This window comes from Kitasatospora sp. NPDC086009, assembly GCF_044540385.1.
Taxonomy (GTDB): domain Bacteria; phylum Actinomycetota; class Actinomycetes; order Streptomycetales; family Streptomycetaceae; genus Kitasatospora.
Map to the genome: position 1 here is coordinate 17,378 of NZ_JBITSA010000012.1, position 21,745 is coordinate 39,122.

The window sequence follows — 21,745 nt, forward strand, 5'->3', positions numbered from 1 at the left end:
CGGGGGCGTGGGGGTGTTGGCGGTGCGGTGCGGTGCGGTGCGGTTGGAGGGTGTCCAGGGTCTGCCGCAGTCGGCGGACGGCCGGGTGGTGCGGGCCGTCACGGCATTCGCGGTAGAACAGGAGCTGGAGCAGCCACTGCAAGGCATCCGCGGCGTCACCGCCCGCCGCGAGCAGCGGGCCGATCCACTCCCTCACGTCGAACGCCCGCTCCGGGTCGGGGCCCGGGGCGGCGCCGAGCAGGGCCCGGTACGCGGCGTGCGCCTCGGGGCCAACAGGATCGTGCGGCTGTCGTCACGGAGCGTTACATTGCTGGGGCTGCAGGTCACGGTTGGCCACGGGTACCGCGTGGCCGGCGCCGCGCAGCGCCGGGCCGCCACGGCGGCCGCGCGCTCCGGCGGGCACCGCGCGTCCTCGGCGATCAGGCCGGCCAGGCTGACACCCGGTAGGCGCTGCATCACCAGGTACGGCTCGCCGTCGTCCTCCCCGGCGTCGAAGACGGTGACCAGCCGGACCGGGGTCGACTACGGGGCCGGGTACCCGTAGCCGGGCGCGGGCGGCGGGGTTGGGGTCCCGAAGGGCGGGCCGTACCCGGAGACCGGTGCCTGCGGGTAGGCCGGCCCGGACACGGGCGGTCCGTACGGTGCGGCGGGCGACGGGTAGTACGCCGCACCGGCGGGCGCCTTCGGCCGGCCCGCCTCCCAGACCGCTCGCAGGTCCATCGCCAGGAAGTGCAGCGGTGCGCCGAGCCACATCAGCACCATGGCCACCATGCCGACGGTGTCCGCGGTGGGCGCGTCGCCGGTGCCGCCGGCCACGCCCGCGCAGACCAGGTAGGTGAGGAAGAGTGCGGCGAACACCGCCGCACCGAGGATGTCGTACGCCCGGCGGCGGCGGACCGCCAGCAGCAGCGAGGGGATCATGCCGAGCAGACCGACCGTCACCAGCGGCGTGAGGACGCACAGCACCCGGCCGAGCACCCCGTAGGGCCCGGCCGCCTCCCCGGGCCGCCGGGCCGGACCGGGCGGCGGCGGAGCGGGGTACGGCACCGTGCCCGGCGCCCCGCCGTGGGGCAGGCCACCGGGGAACGCGCCGCCGGGCGGTGGTCCGAACTGCCCGGGGTACTGCCCTGACATGTGCGCTCCTGAGCGGGTGAGGACGGCGGTCGGCCGCGGCACGGACGAACCCCGCACACCGTACCGCCCAGCACCGACCCGCCGGCGGGCTTCGCGGGCCCCGGTCCCAGGGCGAGGAGTCAGGAACGAGGATCCGCGGCACGGCAGAGAGCGGCGGCCCCGGGCGCATCGCCCGGGACCGCCGCCGCACATCCGCCGGAGCGGGCCGCTACTTCTTCGACCCCGCCAGGTCGTCGAACATCGCGGACAGGAACTCACGGCACCAGCCGAGCAGTTCCCGCCCGACCAGCGGCTTGCCGCCGATCCGCCCGGTGGACGGCCGGGGCACCAGCAACTGCTGGGCGGCCGCCTTCACCTGGCTGCGCGGGTAGAGCCGGTTCAGCCGCAGCTGCTGCGACTCGCGCAGCTTCACCGGCCCGAACCGGACGTTGGCGCCGGCCAGCGTGATGTCCGCGATGCCGCACCGGCGGGCGTACAGCCGCAGCGCGGCCACCAGCAGCAGATTCTCCACCGGCTCGGGCAACTTGCCGTACCGGTCGACCAGTTCGTCCCGGACCTGCTGGATGTCCTGCTCCGAGTTGACCGCCGCGATCGAGCGGTACGCCTGCAGCCGCAGCCGCTCGCCCGGCGCGTAGTCGTGCGGCACGTGGGCGTCCACCGGCAGCTCGATCTTGACCTCCAGCGGCTCCTCCTCCGGCTCGCCGCCGCCGGACAGCGACTCCCGGAACTCGGCCACCGCCTCGCCGACCATCCGCATGTAGAGGTCGAAGCCGACGCCCGCGATGTGCCCGGACTGCTCGCCGCCGAGCAGGTTGCCGGCGCCGCGGATCTCCAGGTCCTTCATCGCCACGTACATACCGGCGCCCATCTCGGTGTGCTGGGCGATGGTGGCCAGCCGCTCGTGCGCCGTCTCGGTCAGCGGCTTCTCCGGCGGGTACAGCATGTACGCGTAGCCGCGCTCGCGCCCCCGGCCGACCCGGCCGCGCAGCTGGTGCAGCTGGGAGAGCCCGAAGGTGTCACCGCGCTCGACGATCAGGGTGTTGGCGTTGGAGATGTCGATGCCCGACTCGACGATCGTGGTCGACACCAGGACGTCGAACTCCTTCTCCCAGAAGTCGACGACCACCTTCTCCAGCGCGGTCTCCCCCATCTGCCCGTGCGCGGTGGCGATCCGCGCCTCGGGGACGAGGTCCCTCAGCCGGGCCGCCGCCTTGTCGATCGACTCGACCCGGTTGTGGATGTAGAAGACCTGGCCCTCGCGCAGGAGTTCACGCCGGATGGCGGCCGAGATCTGCTTCTCGTCGTAGGGGCCGACGAAGGTCAGCACCGGGTGCCGCTCCTCCGGCGGGGTGGTGATGGTGGACATCTCGCGGATGCCGGTGACCGCCATCTCCAGGGTGCGCGGGATCGGCGTGGCGGACATCGTCAGCACGTCCACGTTGGCCCGCAGCTTCTTCAGCTGCTCCTTGTGCTCGACGCCGAAGCGTTGCTCCTCGTCGACGATGACCAGGCCGAGGTCCTTGAAGCGGGTCTCCGAGGAGAACAGCCGGTGGGTGCCGATGACGACGTCCACCGAGCCCTCGAACAGGCCCTCCAGCACGGCCTTCGCCTCGCTGTCGGTCTGGAAGCGGGAGAGCGCCTTCACCGTCACGGGGAAGTTGGCGTACCGCTCGGCGAAGGTGGAGAAGTGCTGCTGCACCAGCAGCGTGGTCGGCACCAGCACCGCCACCTGCTTGCCGTCCTGGACGGCCTTGAAAGCCGCCCGCACCGCGATCTCGGTCTTGCCGTAGCCGACGTCGCCGCAGATCAGCCGGTCCATCGGGACGGACTTCTCCATGTCCGACTTGACCTCGGCGATGGTGGTCAGCTGGTCGGGCGTCTCCGCGTAGGGGAAGGCGTCCTCCAGCTCGCGCTGCCACGGGGTGTCCGGGCCGAAGGTGTGGCCGGGCGCGGCCATCCGGGCGGAGTACAGCTTGATCAGGTCGGCGGCGATCTCCTTGACCGCCTTCTTGGCCCGCTGCTTGGTCTTCGCCCAGTCCGCGCCGCCGAGGCGGTGCAGCGTGGGGGCCTCGCCGCCGACGTACTTGGTGACCTGGTCCAGCTGGTCGGTCGGCACGAACAGCCGGTCGCCGGGGTGGCCGCGCTTGGCCGGCGCGTACTCCAGCACCAGGTACTCGCGGGTGGCCCCCTGCACCGTGCGCTGCACCATCTCGACGTAGCGGCCGACGCCGTGCGCCTCGTGGACGACGTAGTCGCCGGCCGCCAGTGCCAGCGGGTCGATCGCGTTGCGGCGCCGGGAGGGCATCCGGCGCATGTCCTTGGTGGAGGACTTCTGCCCGGAGAGGTCCGTCTCGGTGATGACGGTGAGCTTGAGCGCCTCGTCGACGAAGCCGTGCTCGATCGAGCCGCAGGAGACGTAGACGACGTCCCTGGTCGGCGCCTCGCCGAGGTCGGCGACCAGCCGGGCCGGGATGCCCTCGTTGCCGAGCACCTCCGCGAGCCTGGAGGCCGGGCCGTGGCCCTCCGTCACCATGACCACCCGCCAGTCGGCGGCCAGCCGCTCCTTGGCGTCGGCGATGGCCCGGGCGGTGTCGCCCCGGTACGCCTCCACCGCGTGCATGCCCAGGGTCAGGGTGTTGACGTCGAACTCCAGCACCTCGCTGATGCTGGACTCGCTGGTCGCGAAGGGGCTGACCGACCACCAGGGGAGCCCGATCTCGGCGGCGTGCTCGCGCACCTCCGCGAGCGAGCGCAGCGAGGCGGCCGAGACGTCGATCGCCTCCAGGTCGATCGGCCGGTCCCCGCCGGCGGCGGCCGCCACCCAGGAGGCGTGCAGGAACTCCTGGCTGGTCGCCACCAGGTCGGCCGCCCGGGTGCGGACCCGCTCCGGGTCGCAGACCACGGCCACCGATCCGAGCGGGAGCACGTCCATCAGCAGTTCCATGTCGTCCACCAGGACGGGCGCCAGCGACTCCATGCCCTCGACCGCGATGCCCTCGGCGATCTTGTCCAGGATCTCGGCCAGCCCCGGCTGCTGGGCGGACAGCTCGGCGGCCCGCGCCCGCACCTCGTCGGTCAGCAGCAGCTCACGGCAGGGCGGCGCCCAGAGGCCGTGCTCGGCGATCTCCAGCGAGCGCTGGTCGGCGACCTTGAAGTACCGGATCTCCTCGACGTCGTCGCCCCAGAACTCCACCCGCAGCGGGTGCTCCTCGGTCGGCGGGAAGACGTCCAGGATGCCGCCGCGGACGGCGAACTCGCCGCGCTTCTCGACCAGTTCGACCCGGGCGTAGGCGGCTGCCGACAACCGCCGGGCCACCGTCTCCAGATCGTGCGACTCGCCGCGCAGGACGGCCACCGGCTCCAGCTCGGCCAGCCCCTTGACCTGCGGCTGGAGCACCGAGCGGACGGGGGCCACGATCACCTGCACCGGTCCGGCCGCCGGGTCGTCCGCCCGCGGGTGCACGATCCGGCGCAGCACCGCCAGCCGGCGGCCGACCGTGTCCGAGCGCGGCGAGAGCCGCTCGTGCGGGAGCGTCTCCCAGGCCGGGTACTCGGCGACCGTGTCGGGCGGCAGCAGCGAGCGGAGCGAGGCGGCGAGGTCCTCGGCCTCCCGGCCGGTCGCCGTGACGGCCAGCACCGGGCGGCCGCGCTCCCCGGCCGACTGCGCGGCCATCGCGCGGGCCAGCGCGGCGATGGCGAACGGCCTGGCGGCGGGCGGGCCGACCAGGTCCAGGTGGTGGCGAGCGCCGGCCGCGGTACCGATCGCGGTCGCGGCCTCGATCGCCTCGGCGAGCGCGGCGTCCCGCGCGACGACATCGAGCAGTCCGGTCAGGCTCATCAGGAGTCTCTTCTTCGTGCCGTGGCTGGTGCCGCCCGGGCGGCACCAGCCTGCCGGGGCAACGCGAACGGCCCGGCGCGCCGAGCGGCCGGGGGTCTCCAGCCTACGCCGCAGGGCCGACACGCACGCGGCGCACGGGCCCGGCGGGGCCGCGGGACGGGTGCGGCGGGCACGGGGCCGGACCGGGCCGGCGCCCGGACGGGGACGAAGCACCGGCCGCACGCTGCGGCTCCGCCTCCGCGATCCGCCACGAACTGGACATACTCCTGTCACTGGCCGTCCATGGAGATCGCGCACCATGGTGACTGTGCCCGCCGCACCCAACCGTGGGGGATGGCTGCGGAGGGCACAGTCGCACACCCGATGGGGGTCGGGGGTGCGAGGCCGGGCGACCCTGGGTGGGGGCGCCCGCCCAAGCGCCGGGAACCGTGGCGCCCTTTCCTGGAGGGCGCCACGGGTCTCGGCCTCTTTCGTGGTGCGCGGGCACCCGCTCCGCGCGCCCGTCCCCCGCCGCGCACCCCCCTTCCGCGCCCTCGCCGCACCGCGCACCCCGGCCACGCTCCCCGCCGCACCGCGCCCCCGGCCACCACCCACCGGACCTCCGCGCCCGCGCGACCACCACCCCGGCCACCACCACCTGAACGGCCGCCGCCCGCCCGCGCGGCACGGCTCCGCCCACTTCGCCGAAAGGCCACGCGGCCCGGCGCCGCTCCCTACCCTGTGGTGAAGGCCGTGTGGGGATGCCCCGGAGGGGACCAGGGGGCGTCGCGATGGAGGGGGTTCTTCGTCATGCGCGTTGTCATCGCAGGTCAGGGGTATGTGGGGCTGCCGCTGGCGGTCCGGGCGGCCGAAGTCGGCTATCAGGTGGTCGGCTACGACGTGGACGAGCGCCGGATCAAACGGCTGGCGGTCGGCGAGTCCTACGTCGAGGACATCCCGGCCCCCCGGCTGCGGCCGCTGCTGGAGAACGGCAGCTATCTGCCGTCCGCCGAGCCGGCCGACGTGGCCGGCTTCGACATCGCGGTGATCACGGTCCCGACGCCGCTGCGCGACGGGGTGCCGGACCTCTCCTACATCGAGGCCTCGGCCCGGCTGCTCGCCCAGCACCTGCGCCCGGGCGCCACCGTCGTGCTGGAGTCCACCACCTACCCGGGCACCACCGAGGAGCTGCTCGCGCCCCTGCTGGAGGAGGGGTCCGGTCTGACCGCCGGCCGGGACTTCCACCTCGGCTACAGCCCCGAGCGGATCGACCCGGGCAATCCGAACTGGCGACTGGAGAACACCCCGAAAGTGGTCTCCGGCATCGACCCGGCGGCGCTGGCGGCGGTCGACGGCTTCTACGGGCGGCTGGTCGACCGAACCGTCCCGGTCTCCTCCTGCAAGGAGGCCGAGCTGACCAAGCTGCTGGAGAACACCTTCCGCCACGTGAACATCGCGCTGGTCAACGAGCTGGCGATGTTCGCCCACGACCTCGGCATCGACGTCTGGGAGGCGATCGACGCCGCCTCCACCAAGCCGTTCGGCTATCTGCGCTTCACCCCCGGGCCGGGGGTCGGCGGGCACTGCCTGCCGATCGACCCCTCCTACCTGTCCTGGCGGGTGGAGCGGGCGCTCGGCCAGTCGTTCCGCTTCGTCGAGCTGGCCAACGACGTGAACAGCCACATGCCCGACTACGTGGTGCGCCGGCTCGCCGAGGCGCTGAACGAGCGGCAGCGCTCGGTCAAGGGCTCCCGGGTGCTGCTGCTCGGGCTCGCCTACAAGAAGAACACCGGCGACGCCCGGGAGACCCCGGCCGCCCGGGTCGCCGAGCTGCTGACCCGGATGGGCGCCGAGGTCCGGGCCGCCGACCCGCACGTGGTCGTCGGGGTGCACGTCCCCGAGCCGGTGATCCCCGGGCAGCGGTCGGCCGAGCTGGACCCGCACGGCGACCCGTTCGCCGCCGTCCGCCGGGTCGAGGCGACTCCGGAGGAGCTGGCCGGGGCCGACGCGGTGGTGCTGCTCGCCGACCACGACGAGTTCGACTACGAGGCCGTCACCGCGCACGCCCGGTACGTGCTGGACTGCCGCCGCCGGCTCTCGGGCGCGACGGTCGAGGTGCTGTAGGGCCGGTCGGCCCGCGCGAACGCGGTGCCGGGCGTCCGCACCCGCCCGGCACCGCGCACAAGGGATCCGGCCCGCCCCGGCTCCCGGTGACTACCAGCGGGACAGGTTGATGTCGTACATCGTCACCTGGTGGCCCTGGTTGCCGTTGAAGTCGTACTGCTCCCAGTTGAAGACGGTCCAGGAGCCGAGGCCACCCCCCAGATAGGTGATGACCCGGTTGTTGCCCGCGTCGATCCGGTCCACGTTGTAGATCCGGACGGACATCCAGCCGTCATTCGCGAAGCAGAGCCGGCCGCTGTAACCGTAGTTGTACACCTTCGCGAAATCGGTGCGGTTTCCGCATTCGACCTGGCTCACCGCGTTCGCGCCGGTCGTCGGCAGCAGTGCGGCGGCAGCGGCGGTGAGAACGGCGAGGGCACCGATCCGGCGGGCCAGTACATTTCCGGTGCGGCGATCCCTGCGGGGATTTGCGGGATTTGTGCGGCGAATCATGAAACCCCTCCATCGACAGCGGTTGCGACTCCAGAGATTTACATGGGGGCCGGTCGCCGAACAGCTGATTTCCGGCCAAGCCGAAACCCCCGGGACGGGCCGCCGGGCCGGGGTCGAGCGGAATGCGCTAGGGTCCGAACAAGCTTGCCGTGCCCGAGGATCGGAGCAGACGATTGGCACGTCCACCACATTTCGGACGATTCGCCGCCATCACCCTGGCGGCCGTGCTGTCGGCCATTTCCGCAGGCTGCGCCGAGGATACCGGGGGGAACTCGGTGAAATCCGCGCCGACGCCCCCCGCGATCGGCACCCCTGAACCCCCGGAATCCGGCCGCGCCGGAATGACCGGACTACCGCTTTCCGCTTATCAGGCCAATGACCAGGTGGCCGTGAAAGAGATTCAGGCCAGGAATATGCTGGTCGTCTCCTGCATGCAGCGGGCCGGATTCACCGGTTTCGGCGGCGACGGCCTCCAGGCGGCGCAGGCCCCGGACAACGCGACGGCCCTGCCGGCCGGCGCCTGGGGGTACCTCGGGGCCGAGGCCGCCGCCGTCCAGGGGTTCCACCCCCCGAAGCGGGCGCTGCCCCGGCCCGTCGCGCCGGCGGCCGGCCCGGCCGAGGCCTACGACGCGGCCCGGGTCGACTGCGACCGGCAGGCGGCGGAACGGATCGGCTCGCCGCCGGGGCCCGGGGCCGAGCTGGTCGGCCGGCTCTTCGACGAATCGATCGGGGCGACCGGCCGCGACGCCCGGGTGGCCGCGGCGACCGGCGAGTGGTCCACCTGCATGGCCGCCGCCGGCTTCCGCGTCGACGACCCGGCGGCCCTGCCGGAGCGGTACCGGGCGGTCGCGGAGATCACCCCGGGCGAGCTGGCGACGGCCCGCGCCGACGCCGACTGCACGGCCCGGAGCAATCTGGCGGGGATCTGGTTCGCCGTGCTGGCCGGCTACCAGCGGCAGCAGATCGACCGGAACGCGCAGGCCCTGACCGCCCAGCAGGAGGCGGTCAGGGCCCAGGACGCGAAACTCACCCGGCTGGTGGCCGGCGGCTCGTGAGGCCCTCACGGCGTCACGAGCCGCCGGGCCACCCGGTGCCGGGACCGGCGCTCGCGGTGCCTCAGCGCCGCCGGTTGAGGCCCACCGTGTTCGGGGTGGCGTAGTCGCTGCCGTCGTCGACGATCACGATCTTCGGAATGATCCGGGTCTCGTCCTCGGCGGGCCGGCCCGGCGCGTCGGCCGCCTCGTCGTCGGCCACCTCGTCGGCCGCGGTCGCGGCCGACCCGCTCGGCGGTGTGCTCGGCGTGCTCGGCGGCGTGCTCGGCCGGGGCGGCACCCCCGCCGGGGCGGCGGGCGCCACCGGACCGGGCGCGACCGGTCCGGGGCTGACCGGCCCGGTGGCGACCGCGCCGGCGACGGCCGGAGCGGAGTCGGCCGAAGCGGAGTCGGCCGAAGCGGAGTCCGCGGCCGGGGCAGCATCGTCGGGAGCGGCGTCGTCGGGAGCGGCGTGGAAGGGACCCACCGGGCCGGGAGTGACCGGCAGCACCGCGGTGGCCGCCTCGGTGACGGCCCGCTGCCCGCCGCCCACCGCGACGGTCTTGCGCAGGTTCGCCACCGCGATCTCGCCGGTGTCCGCCTCGGAGTCGACCGCCGGCGCGGGCCCGGCCGGGGTCTCGGCCGCCAGGTCGGGCTCGATCGCGCCCACCGCCGCGCCGGTGAGCGAGGCGAGGGTGCCCTTGATGTGGTCCAGGTGCTGCTGCACCGTCTCCTGCCGGGCGGCGAACTCGCGCTGCTCGCGCTCGCTCTCCGCGTTGATCCGCTCGGCCTCGCGCCGGGCCTGCTCGATCAGCTGGTCCGCCCGGGCCTGCGCCTCGGCGTCGGACTGCTTGATCTGCCCGAGCACGGTCTCCCGGTACTGCTCGGCCTCCTTGACCCGGCGCTCCGCGGTCGCCGAGATCTGGGCGTCCTCGGCGTCGGCCCGGGCCTCGGTCGCCGCGAAGGTCTCGTCGGCCTCCCGGCGCAGCTCGGCGAGCTTGGCCTCGGCCAGCTCGGAGGCCTCGGCCGCGGCGACCCGCACCTTGGCGGCGTGGGCGGTGGCGGCGTCCCGCACGGCCCGGCTCTCGCGGTCGGCGTCGGCCCGGATCGCCTCGGCCTCGGCGCGGGTCCGCTCCTCGGTGCGCCGGGCGGCCTGGTCGGCCTCGGCGCGGGTGGTGGCGGCGTACTCCTTGGCGGCCTGGCCGAGCGCCTGACCGGCCTCGTAGACCTCGTCGCGGAGGTCCTCGGCGAACCGCTCGGCGGCCTCCCGGACCGCCCGGGCCTCGTTCGCGGCCATCGTGGCCAGTCCGGCGGCCTGCTCGCTGAGCACCTGGTAGTCCGGGTCCGGAGCGTCGGCGGCGGCCTGCCGGATCTCGGCCAGCCGCCGCTCCATCTCCCGGATTCCGGCGCCCAGCACGCTCAGCCGTTCCCACGCCTCGTCCCGTTGGGCGGTGAAAACGGTCAGGGCTCGGTCGACCTGCTCGGGCGCGTAACCGCGCCGGGCAGCGGTGAAGCCGTGCTGGGGGACGGCATCGCTCATGGGCTCTTCCCCTCGTGTCGCGGGCTGCGGAGCCCATGATCGGACGGAACGGACGGATCCGGAACCGGATCCGGAAGGCGGTCCGGAATCGGACGCCGTACGGATCGGAACGCGGCGAGGAATGGACGAATAGACCCATCCTCTTGACCTATTTTGCGCAGATCAGGGCGAAACCCCAACGAGGCAGAGCCGCGACGGCACGCCGAAGGGGTCGTTCCGGACACCGGAACGACCCCTTCCACCTGCACGGATCCGCGTCGGCCCGCTACAGCAGGCCGTCCCAGAACTGCTCCAGGAGGACGGCCCACCAGGTGTCCGCCGACTGCAGGGCCGCGGGGTCGATCGCGGCGAGCTGAGCCTGGAAGTCGGTCGTCCAGCGACCGGCCTGGTCCGGGGTCAGCCCGTACCGCAGCCGCCACATCCGGCCCAGCAGGGCCAGGGCGCGAACGAACTCCGGTACACCACTGTTGACGAACCGGGGCGGCTCGCCGGTTCCGTCGATGTCCACCGCGACCACGTGCGCCGTGCCGTACTGCACGCAGAGCTGGCGGCCGTAGTCGTTGCCGAGCACCAGGTAGCCGCCGAAGTCCGGGCCGCCGGTCAGTCCGCGCTCGGCGGCCAGCTCGGCGAGCGTCGGGATCGGGCGGCCCTCCTGGGCCTGCGCCCAGAAGAAGGGTCCGAACTCGCGCGGCAGGCCCCCCCACATCAGGGTCTGCGCCACCGGCTCGGGCACGCCCTGGCGGGAGACGGCGCGCTGCTCGAAGTGGAACACGTTCGGGCCGAAGGCCTGGCTCACCTCCTGGCCGAGCTGCTGCGGTGCGATCGGCGGCAGCACCGGGACGCTGCCCGGGGCGGGCGGCGGCACCCGGAACGGGCGGACCCGCTGAGCGCCGGAGGCCAGCTGGTGCAGCTCGTCCAGGTGGTCCAGCAGCTGGGCCATGCCGGCCTGCCGGGAGTGGTGGTCCCGACCGTAGTCGGCGGTGTGGGTGAGCCGGACGTTCGGCCAGGAGGCGGCGATCATCCGGTTGCAGTAGCCGCCCGGCAGGTCGCAGGACTCCAGCTCGGTGTAGAGCTCCAGGACCTGCTCCGGCGGGACGTTCAGCCGGCGCAGGTCCTGGAGGATCTTCCACTCCGGGTGCGGGGTGCCGGGCTCGCTGCGGTGCAGCAGCTTCTGCTCCGAGCCGTCCGGGCCGCGGTAGCTGAGCGCGGCGAAGTAGCCGGGGCCGACGGCCGGCACACCGGGCGGCACCGGGGCGCCCTGCGGCGGACCGGGGACCGGCGCCGGGGCGGCGGCCGGGGCGGGAGCCGGGGCGGCCGGCGAGGCCGCGCCGGGGTAGCCGTAGCCGGCCGCGCCGGGGCCGGGCGGGGGCGGCACGGCCGGGCCGCCGGACGGCGGGGTGCCGGGATCGGCCGGGGCACCGCCCAGCAGCGCCGGGTCGATCGCTCCCGCCAGCTGGGTGCGCTCGTACGCGACCCCGCCGGCGGGCGGGCCGGCGGCGGGTGGCGCGGGCGGGGCCGCGGGGCCGCGCAGGCCGGCCGGCGGTGGGGGCGGCGGGGCACCGGCCGCGCCGCGACCGCCCGCGGCCGCGGCGGGGGCACCCGTGCCCGAGGACTGCCGCAGGCCGCCCGGCGGGGGCGGCGGCGGGGCGGCGGCCGCGCTCCGGCCGAGCGAGACCGGTGCTCCGCCCGGAGCGGCCGTGCCGCCGCGCAGGGCGGCCGGCGGGGGCGGCGGCGGGGCGGCCGCCGCGCTCCGGCCGCGCGCCCCGTGCGACGCGTCGGGCGCCGGAGCGGGCGCGCCGGGGGTACCGGGGGCGCCGGGCAGGCCCATCAGGCCGGGCATCGCGTCCGGCGAGGCCAGCATGGTCGCGGCGTGTTCGACACCGGGGCCGCCCGGCGGGATCGCCGGGCCGCCGGGAGCCGGCGCGCCCGGACCGGGGGCACCGGGCAGGCCCATCAGGCCGGGCATCGCGTCCGGCGAGGCCAGCACGGTCGGGGCCTGCTCGGCCGACGGCGGCACCGGCGCGGCCGGCGCACCGGGGGCCGGGGCGCCCGGGCCCGGGGCACCGGGCAGCCCCATCAGGCCGGGCATCGCGTCCGGCGGCGCCAGCACCGTCGGGGCGGGCTCGACCGCCGGAGCGGCGGCGGGGGGCACCGGGGCCATCCCGTAGCCGCCCTCGGGCAGCAGCACGGTGGCCGCCTCGGCGCCGGGCCGCGGCTCGCCGGCCAGACCGGCGCCGTTGGTCCGCAGACCGTCGGGCAGCAGCACGGTCGCCGCCTCGGCACCGGCGGCCGGCGGGGACGGGACGGGCGGGGCGGGCGGAGCGAGCGGCGTGGCGGGCACCGGCGGGGCGACCGCCGGCGCGGCCGGGGGCGGGCCGCCCTGGCCGGGCGGCGGGGCGAGCATGGTCGGCGCGTCCCCGGCCGGCCGCTCGGAGAGCGGCGGCGTAGTCAGCACGGCGGGTGCCGGCGGCACCGGCGGCGCCTCGGAGCCGGCCGGACCGACCGGAGCGGCCGGAGCGGCGGCGGGTGCCGGAGCCGGCGGGGCCGGATGCGCGGGCGCCGGGGCGCCGAGCCGGTCGGCCTCGGCGGCGATCGCCTCGGCCCCCGCCTCCTGGAGCCACTGCGGCGGGCTGAGCAGGAAGGACGTCGCCTCCACCGGCCCGGGCGCGGGCCTGGCCGCCCCGGCCGGATTGGCCGCGACCGGCCGTCCGTAGACCTCCTCGTACTGCCGGACCACCTCGTTGACCGGCAGCGCCGGCCAGAGTGTGCTGGCGCCGGAGTCCCGGGCGATCACCAGCCGCGCCTCACCCGCCGAGCCGCCCGGGGCCGCCGAGCCCTCGGAACCGTCCGCCGGGCCGCCGGAGCCACCGGCCGCGCCCTCCGCGGGCTGCACCGCCCAGCAGACGAAGCCCAGGTCGAACTCCCGGACCCGTACCTCGCGCTGCTGCGGACGCGGCACCCCGCCGTTGATCCACTCGTCGGCGAGCTCCTGCGCCTGCGTGTACGTCACCACGCCCGGTTCACCCCTGTCCCCTTCGTCCCCGCTTGTTCCGCTACCACCGTCGCCGCAGCCGTACGGGCCACGTCAGCCCACCGGCACGGCGCGGGCGAACCCGCCGTCCACCATCAGCTCCGCGACCGTCTCCAGTTCCGGCGGACTGCCGGCCAGCCGGAGCAGGAAGTCGTCGAAGTCCTCGCCGCAGGGCAGCAGCAGCCGGGCGACCCGCTCCTCGGGCGCCTCGGGGGCGCCGCCGTCACGGGCGTCGTCGTAGAGGCAGAACCAGACCGAGCCGGCCCGGTCGCCGCGCACCTTGAGCGCCACGATGCCGCCCTGGGCGTAGGCGATGCCCAGGTAGTCCTTGGTGAGGTGGTCGCGCAGGCACTTGTTGGCGTAGACGACGTCCTCCGTCCCGTACTCCTCGCTGAGGGTCAGGAACGGCTGGTCGAGCAGCAGCCCCAGCTCGGGGTCGAGCGCCACACCGACCGGGGCCCGGCCGCCGGCCAGCTTGAGGAAGGTCCGGTACGCGCCGGGCAGCCGGTAGCCGAGGCGCTCCTCGGCCCGCTGCACCAGGTCCTCGGGGACGCCGATCGGGTCGCCGCCGTCCCGGGCGAGCGAGAAGTGCACCGGCCGGCGCTCCTGCAAGGGGCGGGTGCCGCGGCGGGTGTGGTCCGCGGTGGAGGTGGCCAGGCCGCCGTGGTGCCGCAGCAGCGCCTTCACCTCGACCGGGACGAGCTCCATCCGCCGCCAGCCGGGCGCGGCCCGGCCGACCGCGTGGTGCCAGGTCCAACCGGGCGGGGTGGCCACGGCGGTCTCCAGGTCGGCCCAGAGCGGATGGCCCTGGGTGAACTGCGCGGCATTGGCCGAGACGTAGTCCGTCAGCCGCAGTTCGTCGACGCCGAAGCCCTCCGGCGGATCGGCCACCTCGGCCGCGGCCGCCGCGTACGGACCGAAGTCCGGGTGACCGTGCTCGTCCACCCTGACCCCGGCGGGGTGCCGCTCCGCGCGGACCGGGTCCGGGAACTGCACCACCTGACCTGCGTACGCCGCGTTGGGCGCGGCGGCGACGCCGGGCCGACCTGTCGTCATCTGGGAGCCCCCACTGGCTGCTGCAAATTCGGTGCGCTTGCTGGACACCAGCGTAGGGGGTCCCCCCGGGCCACGACCCCCCGCCCGGGCACACCGGACAGCCCGCGGGCCACGGGCGGGGAGGCGGCCGCGGGCCCGGACCGCGCCGGCCCGCCGGGGCTCAGGCGGCGAGCGCCTTGGCCAGCGTCTCCACGACGCGTTCCTGCTGGGCCGCGGTGATGTGCGGGTGGAGCGGCAGGGTGAGCAGCTCCCGGGCGGCCCGCTCGGCGACCGGGAACGCGCCCGCGCCGTGGCCGAGTTGCCGGAACGCCGGCTGGAGGTGGACGGGTACCGGGTAGTGGACGCCGACGCCGATGCCCGCGGCCTGCAGCGCGGCCAGCACCGCGTCCCGGTCCCGGCCGGGCCCGATCCGCACCGCGTACAGGTGCCAGACGTGCTCGTTGCCGGGCGCGGTCCGCGGCGGGGTGAGGCCGTCGATCCCGGCCAGCAGCCGGTGGTAGCGCTCGGCGGCGGCCCGGCGGGCCTCGTTCCAGGCGGGCAGCCGGCGCAGCTTGGCCCGCAGCACGACGGCCTGCAGCGCGTCCATCCGGGAGTTGAAGCCGAACCGCTCGTGCTCGTACTTGCGGCCCGAGCCGTGGTCGCCGATCAGGCGGACGGCGGCCGCCAGGGCGTCGTCGTCGGTGACGACGGCGCCCGCGTCCCCGTACGCGCCGAGGTTCTTGCCGGGGTAGAAGCTGGTGGCGGAGACCAGCCCGTGGAGGGCGCGGCCGTGCTGCCGGGCGCCCTGGGACTGCGCGGCGTCCTCCACCACCGGCCGGCCGGCGGCCAGCTCCAGCAGCGGGCCCATCGGGGCGAGCTGCCCGTTGAGGTGGACGGGCAGCAGCGCGACGGCGCCGGGCAGCGCGTCCGCCACGCGCTCGGGGTCGATCAGCAGGTGGTCCGGGTCGGCGTCGACCAGCACCGGGCGCAGCCCGGCCCGGACCACGGCCTCCGCGGTGGCGACGAAGGTGTTGGCGGGGAGCACCACGCCGCCGCCGGGCGGCAGGTCGAGGGCGCGCAGCGCCAGTTCGAGCGCGTCGGTGCCGTTGGCGGCGCCGACGCAGTGCCGGGCGCCGGAGAAGGCCGCGTACTCCGCCTCGAAGCCGGCCGTCTCGGGGCCCTTGACGTAGCCGCCGGTGGCGAGCACCCGGTCGAAGCCGGCCCGGACCTCGGCCTCCACCTCGGCGTGCGCGGCCTTCAGGTCCACCAGCGGAACCGGCTCGTCGACGGGCTGATCGGTGCTCATCCTGGTCTCCCCCTGGGGTGTCTCGGCGGATCGGAGCGGGCGGACGGCGGCGACGGCCCGGCCCCGGGCCGTGGCCGTGAACGTGGCCGTCAACGTGGCCGTGAACGTGGACGGGCGGGGCCGGCCGGGCCGGTTCAGCCGAGCGCCGCGCGCACGGCCCCGACCACCCGGTCCTGCTGCCGCTCGGTGAGCGCGTGGTAGAGCGGCAGGATCAGCGAGCGGCCGGTGAGCAGCTCGGTGGCGGGCAGCGGCACCCGGGCGGTGCCCTGGTACGGGGCCTCCAGGTGGGCCGCCATGATGCCGCGCCGGGCGGAGACGCCGGCGGCGGCGAGGTCGGCGAGCACCGCCCCGCGGTCGGGGGCGGTGTCCGGGAGCAGCAGCCAGCAGGACTGGTAGTTGGTGCTGCCGTGCACCGGGTCGGCCACCAGCCGGCCGCCGGCGCCGGCCAGCAGCTCCCGGTACCGCTCGGCGAGTTCGCGCCGCCGGGCGACCATGGCCGGCAGCTTGCGCAGCTGCACCAGGCCGATCGCCGCCTGGATGTCGGTCATCCGGTAGTTGAAGCCGATCTCGTCGTACGTCTCCAGCCGGCCGGCGCCGTCCTTCGCGGCGTGCCGGTCGGCGGCCGAGACGCTCATCCCGTGCTCGCGCAGCCGGCGCAGCCGGGCGGCGAGCGCGCCGTCCTGGCAGGTGACCATGCCGCCCTCACCGGTCGTGAGCAGCTTGCGCGGGTGGAAGGAGTAGGCGGCCAGCGCCGCCGTGCCGCCCACCGGCCGGCCCCGGTGGACGGAGCCGGCCGCGCAGGCGGCGTCCTCGACCACGGTGGCCCCGCGCGGTTCGACCAGCGCGCGGAGCCCGTCCAGGTCGACCGGGACGCCCCCCTGGTCGACCGCGATCACGGCCCTGGTCCGCTCGGTGAGCAGGGGTTCGACGGTGGCGGCGGTGAGGTTGCCGGTGGTGACGTCCACGTCGGCGAAGACCGGGACGGCGCCGACGTAGGTGACGGCGTTGGCGGTGGCGACGAAGGAGAACGAGGGGACGACGACCTCGTCCCCCGGCCCGACCCCGGCGCCGATCAGCGCCAGGTGCAGGGCGGTGGTGCAGGAGGAGACCGCGACGGCGTGCGGTACCCCGAGGTGCTCGGCGAAGGCCCGCTCGAACTCGGCGACCCGGGGGCCCTGGGCCACCCAGCCGGAGCGGACGGCCTCGGCGGCGGCGAGGGCCTCCTCCTCGCCGAGCCAGGGGATCATGACGGGGATGGTGGACACAGGTGTACTCCGAACTGCCGTGCAGACGAGGGGACTACTGCTCGCGCCACCAGGCGACCAGCCTGCGCAGGCCGTCGTCGAGGCCCAGTTCGGGCTTCCAGCCGAGGTCGCGTTCGGCGGCGGTGATGTCCGCCAGGCGCCGGACCACGCCGCCGGCGGTGCCCCGGGCGGGGCCGTGCTCGACGTCGAGGTCGGTGCGGTCCATCGCGGTGAGCAGGGCGTCGGCCAGCCCTCGCAGCGAGACCTCGGTGCTGCTGGCGATGTTGTAGACCCGGTCGGTGACGGGCGCCGCGGCGGCCAGCAGGTTGGCCCGGGCGATGTCCTCGGTGTAGACGAAGTCCATGGTCTGCGCGCCGTCGCCGAAGATCAGCGGCGGCTGCCCGGCGGCGATCCGCTCCATCCAGCGGATGAACACCTCGGTGTACTTGCCGTGGACGTCCATCCGGGGCCCGTACACGTTGAAGTACCGGAGCGCGACGTAGTCCAGGCCGGCCATCGCGTGGAAGCTGCGCAGCAGGCCCTCGTTGAAGACCTTGGCCGCCCCGTACAGGGTGTCGTTGTGGTACGGGTGCTGGGTCTCCGGCGTCGGGAAGACGTCGGCGAGGCCGTAGACGGAGGCGGTGGAGGAGGCGATCACCTTGCCGACGCCGACCTCCGCGGCGGCCTCGACCACGTCGAAGGTGCCGTCCACCATGATCTCCAGGGCCAGCCTGGGCTCGGTGGCGCACTGGGTGATCCGGATCGCGGCCAGGTGGAACAGCAGGTCGGTGCCGGGGCCCAGCAGCTCGCGCAGCAGGCCGCGGTCGCGGATGTCGCCGTCCACCACCCGCAGCTGCCCGGGTGCGGCGATCTCGCGGGCGTACGCCAGGTTGGCCGCCCGGCCGCGGACGAAGTTGTCGAGCACGACCACCTCGCGGGCGCCCGCCGCGATCAGCTGGTCGACCACGGTGGAGCCGATGGTGCCGGCCCCGCCCGTGACCAGGCAGCGGGAGCCCTCGATCTGTACAGCGTTCACCGCGCGGCGGCCCTCTCGTTCGCGTCGGACAGTTCGTCGGGACCGGCGCCGACCGGGACGGTGGCGCCGCCGAGCTCCAGGCTGAGCGAGGCGGCCTCCAGCAGCTGCAGCACGCGCAGTCCGGCCCGGCCGTCGGTGAGCGGGGCCCGGCCCTCGGTGATGGCGGCGGCGAACTCGGCCATCACGTTGCGCAGCGCCTCCTGCTCGACCAGCGCGGGCGCGACCATCTCGCCCACCCGGTAGGAGATCAGCGTCTGGTGGCGGATCGCGTCGGTCAGCTCGTCGGGCGGGGTGAGGTCCACACCGCGGTCGTGCACCGCGAGCCGGGCCTGCGGGTTGAGGTCGTCCCAGACCAGGGTGCGCCGCGAGCCGCCGATGAGCGTCGTGCGGACCTTCGTCGGGGAGAGCCAGTTGACGTGGCAGTGCGCCAGCGCGCCGTTGCTCAGCCGGACCGTCAGATAGGCCACGCAGGCCCGGCCGGCCCCGATCGGGTCGGCGCCCTGGGCGGAGACCCCGATCGGTTCGACGCCCGGTGGCAGGACGAAGTCCAGGATGGACAGGTCGTGCGGGGCGAGGTCCCAGAGCACGTCCACGTCCGGCTGGACCAGCCCGAGGTTGATCCGCACCGAGTCGAAGAACTGGACGTCGCCGATCTCCCCGCCGTGCACCAGCTCGCGGATCCGGCGCACCACGGGCGTGTAGCAGAAGGTGTGGTCGCACATCAGCACCAGGCCGCGCTCCTCGGCGAGCGCCACCAGCTCGGCGGCCTCCGCGGCCGAGGTGGTGATCGGCTTCTCCACCAGGACGTGCTTGCCCGCCTCCAGCGCGGCCCGGGCCAGCCGGTAGTGCGCGGCGGCCGGGGTGGCGACCGCGACCGCGCCGACCCGCTCGTCCGCGAGCACCTGGGCGAACGAGGTGGTGGACCGGACGGTGCTGTACTCGCCCAGCACCCGGCGGGACCTGACCTCGTCCAGGTCGCAGAGCCAGTGCAGGCGCAGCGCCGGCGTCTGCTGCGCGTTGCGGACCAGGTTCGGGCCCCAGTAGCCGGCGCCGACCACCGCGATCCCGATCGGGTGCGCGGGCGCGGGCTGCGGCGGCGCGCCCGGGGTGGGCACGTGCTCGCCGGGCGCCTCGTTCGCGGTTTCCGTCCCCGTCATCGCAAGACCCCCCTTGCTCGACGCCGGGGCGCCCTTGCCCCGACGGCCTCAACGGCCAGACCGAGCAGAGGAGTTGCCGCACCGGCCGATCAACCCCCCAGGGACCGGCCACCCCCTTGGCTCGCTGCTGGAACGCTACCGGCCGCCGCCCCCGGCCGGAGGCGGATTCGGGAAACCCGGGGACGAGTCGTGACGACGGCGTGCGGATCCGGCCGACACGGCGTGCCCACCGGCCCGCCGGTGGCCGGCCGTCGCCCCCCGGTTGTACGGATGTCGGTGCCATTTGACAGGCTTGCCCCGGACTGACCCCACACGGTCCCGTCACCGGCGGACGAACAGGAGGAGGACGACGTATGACCACCGGCGAACCGGCCGGCCCGCCCGTGCTGCGCCACTTCCGCGACAGCCTGCTGCCCGCCGTCGCCGCCGCCCTGTCGCTGAAGGGCGGCGAGGTGCACACCCTGGCGGGCGACAAGCCCGCCCGGCGCCCGGCCCTGCATCCCCTGGTGGCCGACTTCCTGGACGCGCTGCCGCTGGAGCACCGCGAGCGCTTCACCGGCCGCTGCCCGGAGGCCGTCCTGCTCTCCCAGTACCTGGCCGTCGTGGACGCCAAGCGCTCCAAGCGCGCCGCCCGCAAGCCACTGGGCCTGCCCGAGGCCCGCAAGGCGCTCAAGGGCTCGCGGCTGACCACCGTACGGATCCGCGAGGAGCACGACCCGGCGCACGGCACCCACGCCCCGCCCTGCCGCTCCTGCGTACCGCTGCTGGAGCACTTCGCCGTGCGGAGCGTCGCGGTCGGGCCGCCCGCCCGCTGACCGCGCACCCGCGTACGCCCCCGTCCCCGAGCCGCCGGAGCCCGCCCTGAACCCGCCCAGTCCGCCCAGTCCGCCGCTGCCCCCGCCGACGTCCGGTGGGTCCGCCCTGCGCAGCCGCCCGCGCTTTCCGGCCGATGTCGCCGCCGAACTCAAGGCGGCCGGCTGGCACCCCGGCCGCTGGCAGATCCGCCAGGCCGAGGAGTGGGCCGACGCACTGGCGGCGTACGGCGGCCCGGCCGGCGTCGGTCACGCGGTGTTCCCGGCCGCGGTGGAGGCCTGGGCCGAGTTCGGCGGCCTCGCCTTCGACCTCGACGGCCCGGGGCGCCAGCTGGCCCGGACGCCCTTCCTGGTGGACCCGCTCTGCGGGCTCCACCAGCCGCGCACCCTGGCCGACCTCGGCCGCGCCCTGGACACCCGGCTCGCCCCGCTCGGCGAGGAGGCGTACGGCCAGGCCCTGCTGGCGGTGGACGAGGAGGGCCGGGTCTACAGCCTGGACCACACCGGGGAGTGGTTCCTCGGCCACGGCGTCGACCAGGCGATCAGCACCCTCGTCCTCGGCACCGCGCCCGAGCGGCTGCGCACCGCCGACGAGGGCTGAGCGCACCGCCGACGAGGGCTGAGCGCTCCGGCCCGGGCCGCGCCGGGCGGACGCCGCCCGGCCGGCGGCCTCACCCCAGCCGGTCGGCCCGGACGGCCAGCCTGGACGGCAGCACCGCCTCGACCCGGAAGCCCCCGTCCGCCTCCGGCCCCGCCGAGAAGGTGCCGCCCAGCGCGACCACCCGCTCCCGCATCCCGATCAGCCCGTTGCCCCCGCTGGGCAGCGCCGCCGCCGTCCGCTCGCCGCCCGGACAGGCGTTCACCACGCTGACCCGCACGCCGTTGGGCGCGTAGGCGAGCAGCACGGCGACCTGCGCGCCACCGGCGTGCTTGTGCGCGTTGGTCAGGCCTTCCTGGACCACCCGGTACGCGGTCTGCTCGGCCTCGGTGGTGAACTCCTGGCGGCTGCCGCTGACGGTCAGGGTGACGGCCATCCCGGCCGCCCTCGACTGGTCGACCAGCCGGGGCAGCGCGACCAGCGAGTCCGGCTCCGGCGCGCTGTCGTCCGACATCCGCAGCACCCCGAGGATCTCGCGCAGTTCGTTCAGCGCCTGCCGGCCGACCTCCCCCATCAGCTTGGCGCTCTGGGCCGCCCGCTCCGGGTCCTTCGCCACGATCCGCTCCAGCGCCCCGGCGTGCACCACCATCAGCGACACCCGGTGGGCCACCACGTCGTGCATCTCCCGGGCGATCCTGGTCCGCTCCTCCAGCCGGGCCCGGCGGGCACGCTCGCGGGCCTGCTCGGCCAGCAGGTCCAGCTCGGTCTCCAGGCCGTGCGCGCGGTCCTTGAGCGACTCGATCAGCCGCCGCCGCGCGCCCACGTACAGGCCGGTGACCACCGGCGGCACGGTCAGGCCGACGGCCACCAGCACCGACAGCAGCACCTGCCCCCAGAGCGGCGGCTGCTCCACCGTCAGGTCGGAGGGGGTGAGCATGGACACCAGCATCACGCCGACCGCCTCGGCGAAGGCCAGGGCGGACAGCGCCACCACCCGCCGGCGCCGGCTCGGCCACTCCCAGGTCTCCGCGAGCGTGTAGAGCGACACCGTCAGCAGCACCACGCCCAGCATCCCGGGCATCGCCACCAGGGCCACCAGCACCGGCACCGCCGGCCAGCGCCGCCGCAGCACCAGCGTGGCGCCGGCCGCCGCGCCGAACAGCGCGACCCCGACGATGGCCACCACGCCCAGGTGGACCCGGGGCGCCAGGAAGGCGACCGCGCTGGCCGCGCACTCCAGCGCCGCCAGCGCCGCCAGCCCGATGTCCAGGAGAGCGCTGCGCCGGCGCTCCCACCACCAGAACGACCGGTCCCGCTCGCGCTCCCCAGGCGACTTGCTCATAGCCCCACAGCCTAAGCGTGAACCCCGACCCGTCCCCACCCGGTTC

General features: G+C 75.5%; 16 protein-coding genes. 5 read left to right on the forward strand and 11 right to left on the reverse strand.

Going from position 1 to position 21,745, the window contains the following annotated elements:
* Positions 1-37 precede the first annotated feature (37 nt).
* A complete protein-coding gene (locus ACIF6L_RS25120) occupies positions 38-544 on the forward strand; it encodes a hypothetical protein (protein WP_396488683.1) in 507 nt (168 codons plus the stop codon).
* Here ACIF6L_RS25120 and ACIF6L_RS25125 read toward each other — a convergent pair.
* Together ACIF6L_RS25125 and mfd are read right to left on the reverse strand one after the other, a co-directional pair.
* Positions 523-1,134 carry a hypothetical protein gene (locus tag ACIF6L_RS25125; RefSeq protein ID WP_396488685.1) on the reverse strand — a complete coding sequence of 204 codons (612 nt, stop codon included), beginning with the start codon at positions 1,132-1,134 and terminating at the stop codon, positions 523-525. The two genes, ACIF6L_RS25120 and ACIF6L_RS25125, sit on opposite strands and share 22 nt — an antisense overlap.
* A 208-nt stretch (positions 1,135-1,342) precedes the next feature.
* A complete protein-coding gene (gene mfd / locus ACIF6L_RS25130; RefSeq protein WP_396488687.1) occupies positions 1,343-4,972 on the reverse strand; it encodes a transcription-repair coupling factor in 3,630 nt (1,209 codons plus the stop codon).
* A gap of 789 nt (positions 4,973-5,761) precedes the next feature.
* Between mfd and ACIF6L_RS25135 the strand changes: the two genes are divergently transcribed.
* Entirely contained in the window at positions 5,762-7,075 is a 1,314-nt protein-coding gene (locus tag ACIF6L_RS25135) for a nucleotide sugar dehydrogenase (protein ID WP_396488689.1), read from the forward strand.
* A gap of 90 nt (positions 7,076-7,165) precedes the next feature.
* Here ACIF6L_RS25135 and ACIF6L_RS25140 read toward each other — a convergent pair whose 3' ends face one another.
* On the reverse strand, positions 7,166-7,567 hold the full coding sequence (locus tag ACIF6L_RS25140) for a beta/gamma crystallin domain-containing protein (RefSeq protein ID WP_359809257.1): 402 nt from the start codon (positions 7,565-7,567) through the stop codon (positions 7,166-7,168).
* 389 nt (positions 7,568-7,956) lie between these two features.
* Between ACIF6L_RS25140 and ACIF6L_RS25145 the strand changes: the two genes are divergently transcribed.
* Positions 7,957-8,622, forward strand: coding sequence for a hypothetical protein (locus tag ACIF6L_RS25145; protein WP_396488692.1), 666 nt, complete (start codon positions 7,957-7,959; stop codon positions 8,620-8,622).
* A gap of 61 nt (positions 8,623-8,683) precedes the next feature.
* Here ACIF6L_RS25145 and ACIF6L_RS25150 read toward each other — a convergent pair whose 3' ends face one another.
* The 7 genes from ACIF6L_RS25150 to ACIF6L_RS25180 form a co-directional block, all read right to left on the reverse strand.
* A complete protein-coding gene (locus ACIF6L_RS25150) occupies positions 8,684-10,138 on the reverse strand; it encodes a hypothetical protein (RefSeq protein WP_396488694.1) in 1,455 nt (484 codons plus the stop codon).
* 265 nt (positions 10,139-10,403) lie between these two features.
* A complete protein-coding gene (locus tag ACIF6L_RS25155) occupies positions 10,404-13,151 on the reverse strand; it encodes an SUKH-4 family immunity protein (protein ID WP_396488696.1) in 2,748 nt (915 codons plus the stop codon).
* Positions 13,152-13,223: 72 nt separating this feature from the next.
* Positions 13,224-14,225 carry an SMI1/KNR4 family protein gene (locus ACIF6L_RS25160; protein ID WP_329489328.1) on the reverse strand — a complete coding sequence of 334 codons (1,002 nt, stop codon included), beginning with the start codon at positions 14,223-14,225 and terminating at the stop codon, positions 13,224-13,226.
* 160 nt (positions 14,226-14,385) lie between these two features.
* The gene (locus ACIF6L_RS25165; RefSeq protein ID WP_396488698.1) at positions 14,386-15,510 is read right to left on the reverse strand and encodes a DegT/DnrJ/EryC1/StrS family aminotransferase; all 1,125 of its coding nucleotides are present in this window, start codon (positions 15,508-15,510) and stop codon (positions 14,386-14,388) included.
* Between the two features lie 134 nt (positions 15,511-15,644).
* Positions 15,645-16,775 carry a DegT/DnrJ/EryC1/StrS family aminotransferase gene (locus tag ACIF6L_RS25170; protein WP_396488700.1) on the reverse strand — a complete coding sequence of 377 codons (1,131 nt, stop codon included), beginning with the start codon at positions 16,773-16,775 and terminating at the stop codon, positions 15,645-15,647.
* A 34-nt stretch (positions 16,776-16,809) separates the two neighbouring features.
* Positions 16,810-17,790: an NAD-dependent epimerase/dehydratase family protein gene (locus ACIF6L_RS25175; protein ID WP_359809247.1), complete on the reverse strand. Its 981-nt coding sequence runs from the start codon at positions 17,788-17,790 to the stop codon at positions 16,810-16,812.
* Entirely contained in the window at positions 17,787-18,947 is a 1,161-nt protein-coding gene (locus tag ACIF6L_RS25180; protein ID WP_396488702.1) for a Gfo/Idh/MocA family protein, read from the reverse strand. Before ACIF6L_RS25180 ends, ACIF6L_RS25175 begins: the two co-directional genes overlap by 4 nt.
* Positions 18,948-19,300: 353 nt before the next feature.
* Here ACIF6L_RS25180 and ACIF6L_RS25185 point away from each other — a divergent pair, with 353 nt between their 5' ends.
* Both ACIF6L_RS25185 and ACIF6L_RS25190 read left to right on the forward strand, forming a co-directional pair.
* A complete protein-coding gene (locus tag ACIF6L_RS25185) occupies positions 19,301-19,762 on the forward strand; it encodes a YwqJ-related putative deaminase (RefSeq protein WP_329489323.1) in 462 nt (153 codons plus the stop codon).
* Positions 19,763-19,838: 76 nt separating this feature from the next.
* Entirely contained in the window at positions 19,839-20,360 is a 522-nt protein-coding gene (locus tag ACIF6L_RS25190; RefSeq protein ID WP_396488934.1) for an SUKH-3 domain-containing protein, read from the forward strand.
* A 70-nt stretch (positions 20,361-20,430) separates the two neighbouring features.
* Here ACIF6L_RS25190 and ACIF6L_RS25195 read toward each other — a convergent pair whose 3' ends face one another.
* The gene (locus tag ACIF6L_RS25195; protein ID WP_329489322.1) at positions 20,431-21,699 is read right to left on the reverse strand and encodes a histidine kinase; all 1,269 of its coding nucleotides are present in this window, start codon (positions 21,697-21,699) and stop codon (positions 20,431-20,433) included.
* Positions 21,700-21,745 lie beyond the last annotated feature (46 nt).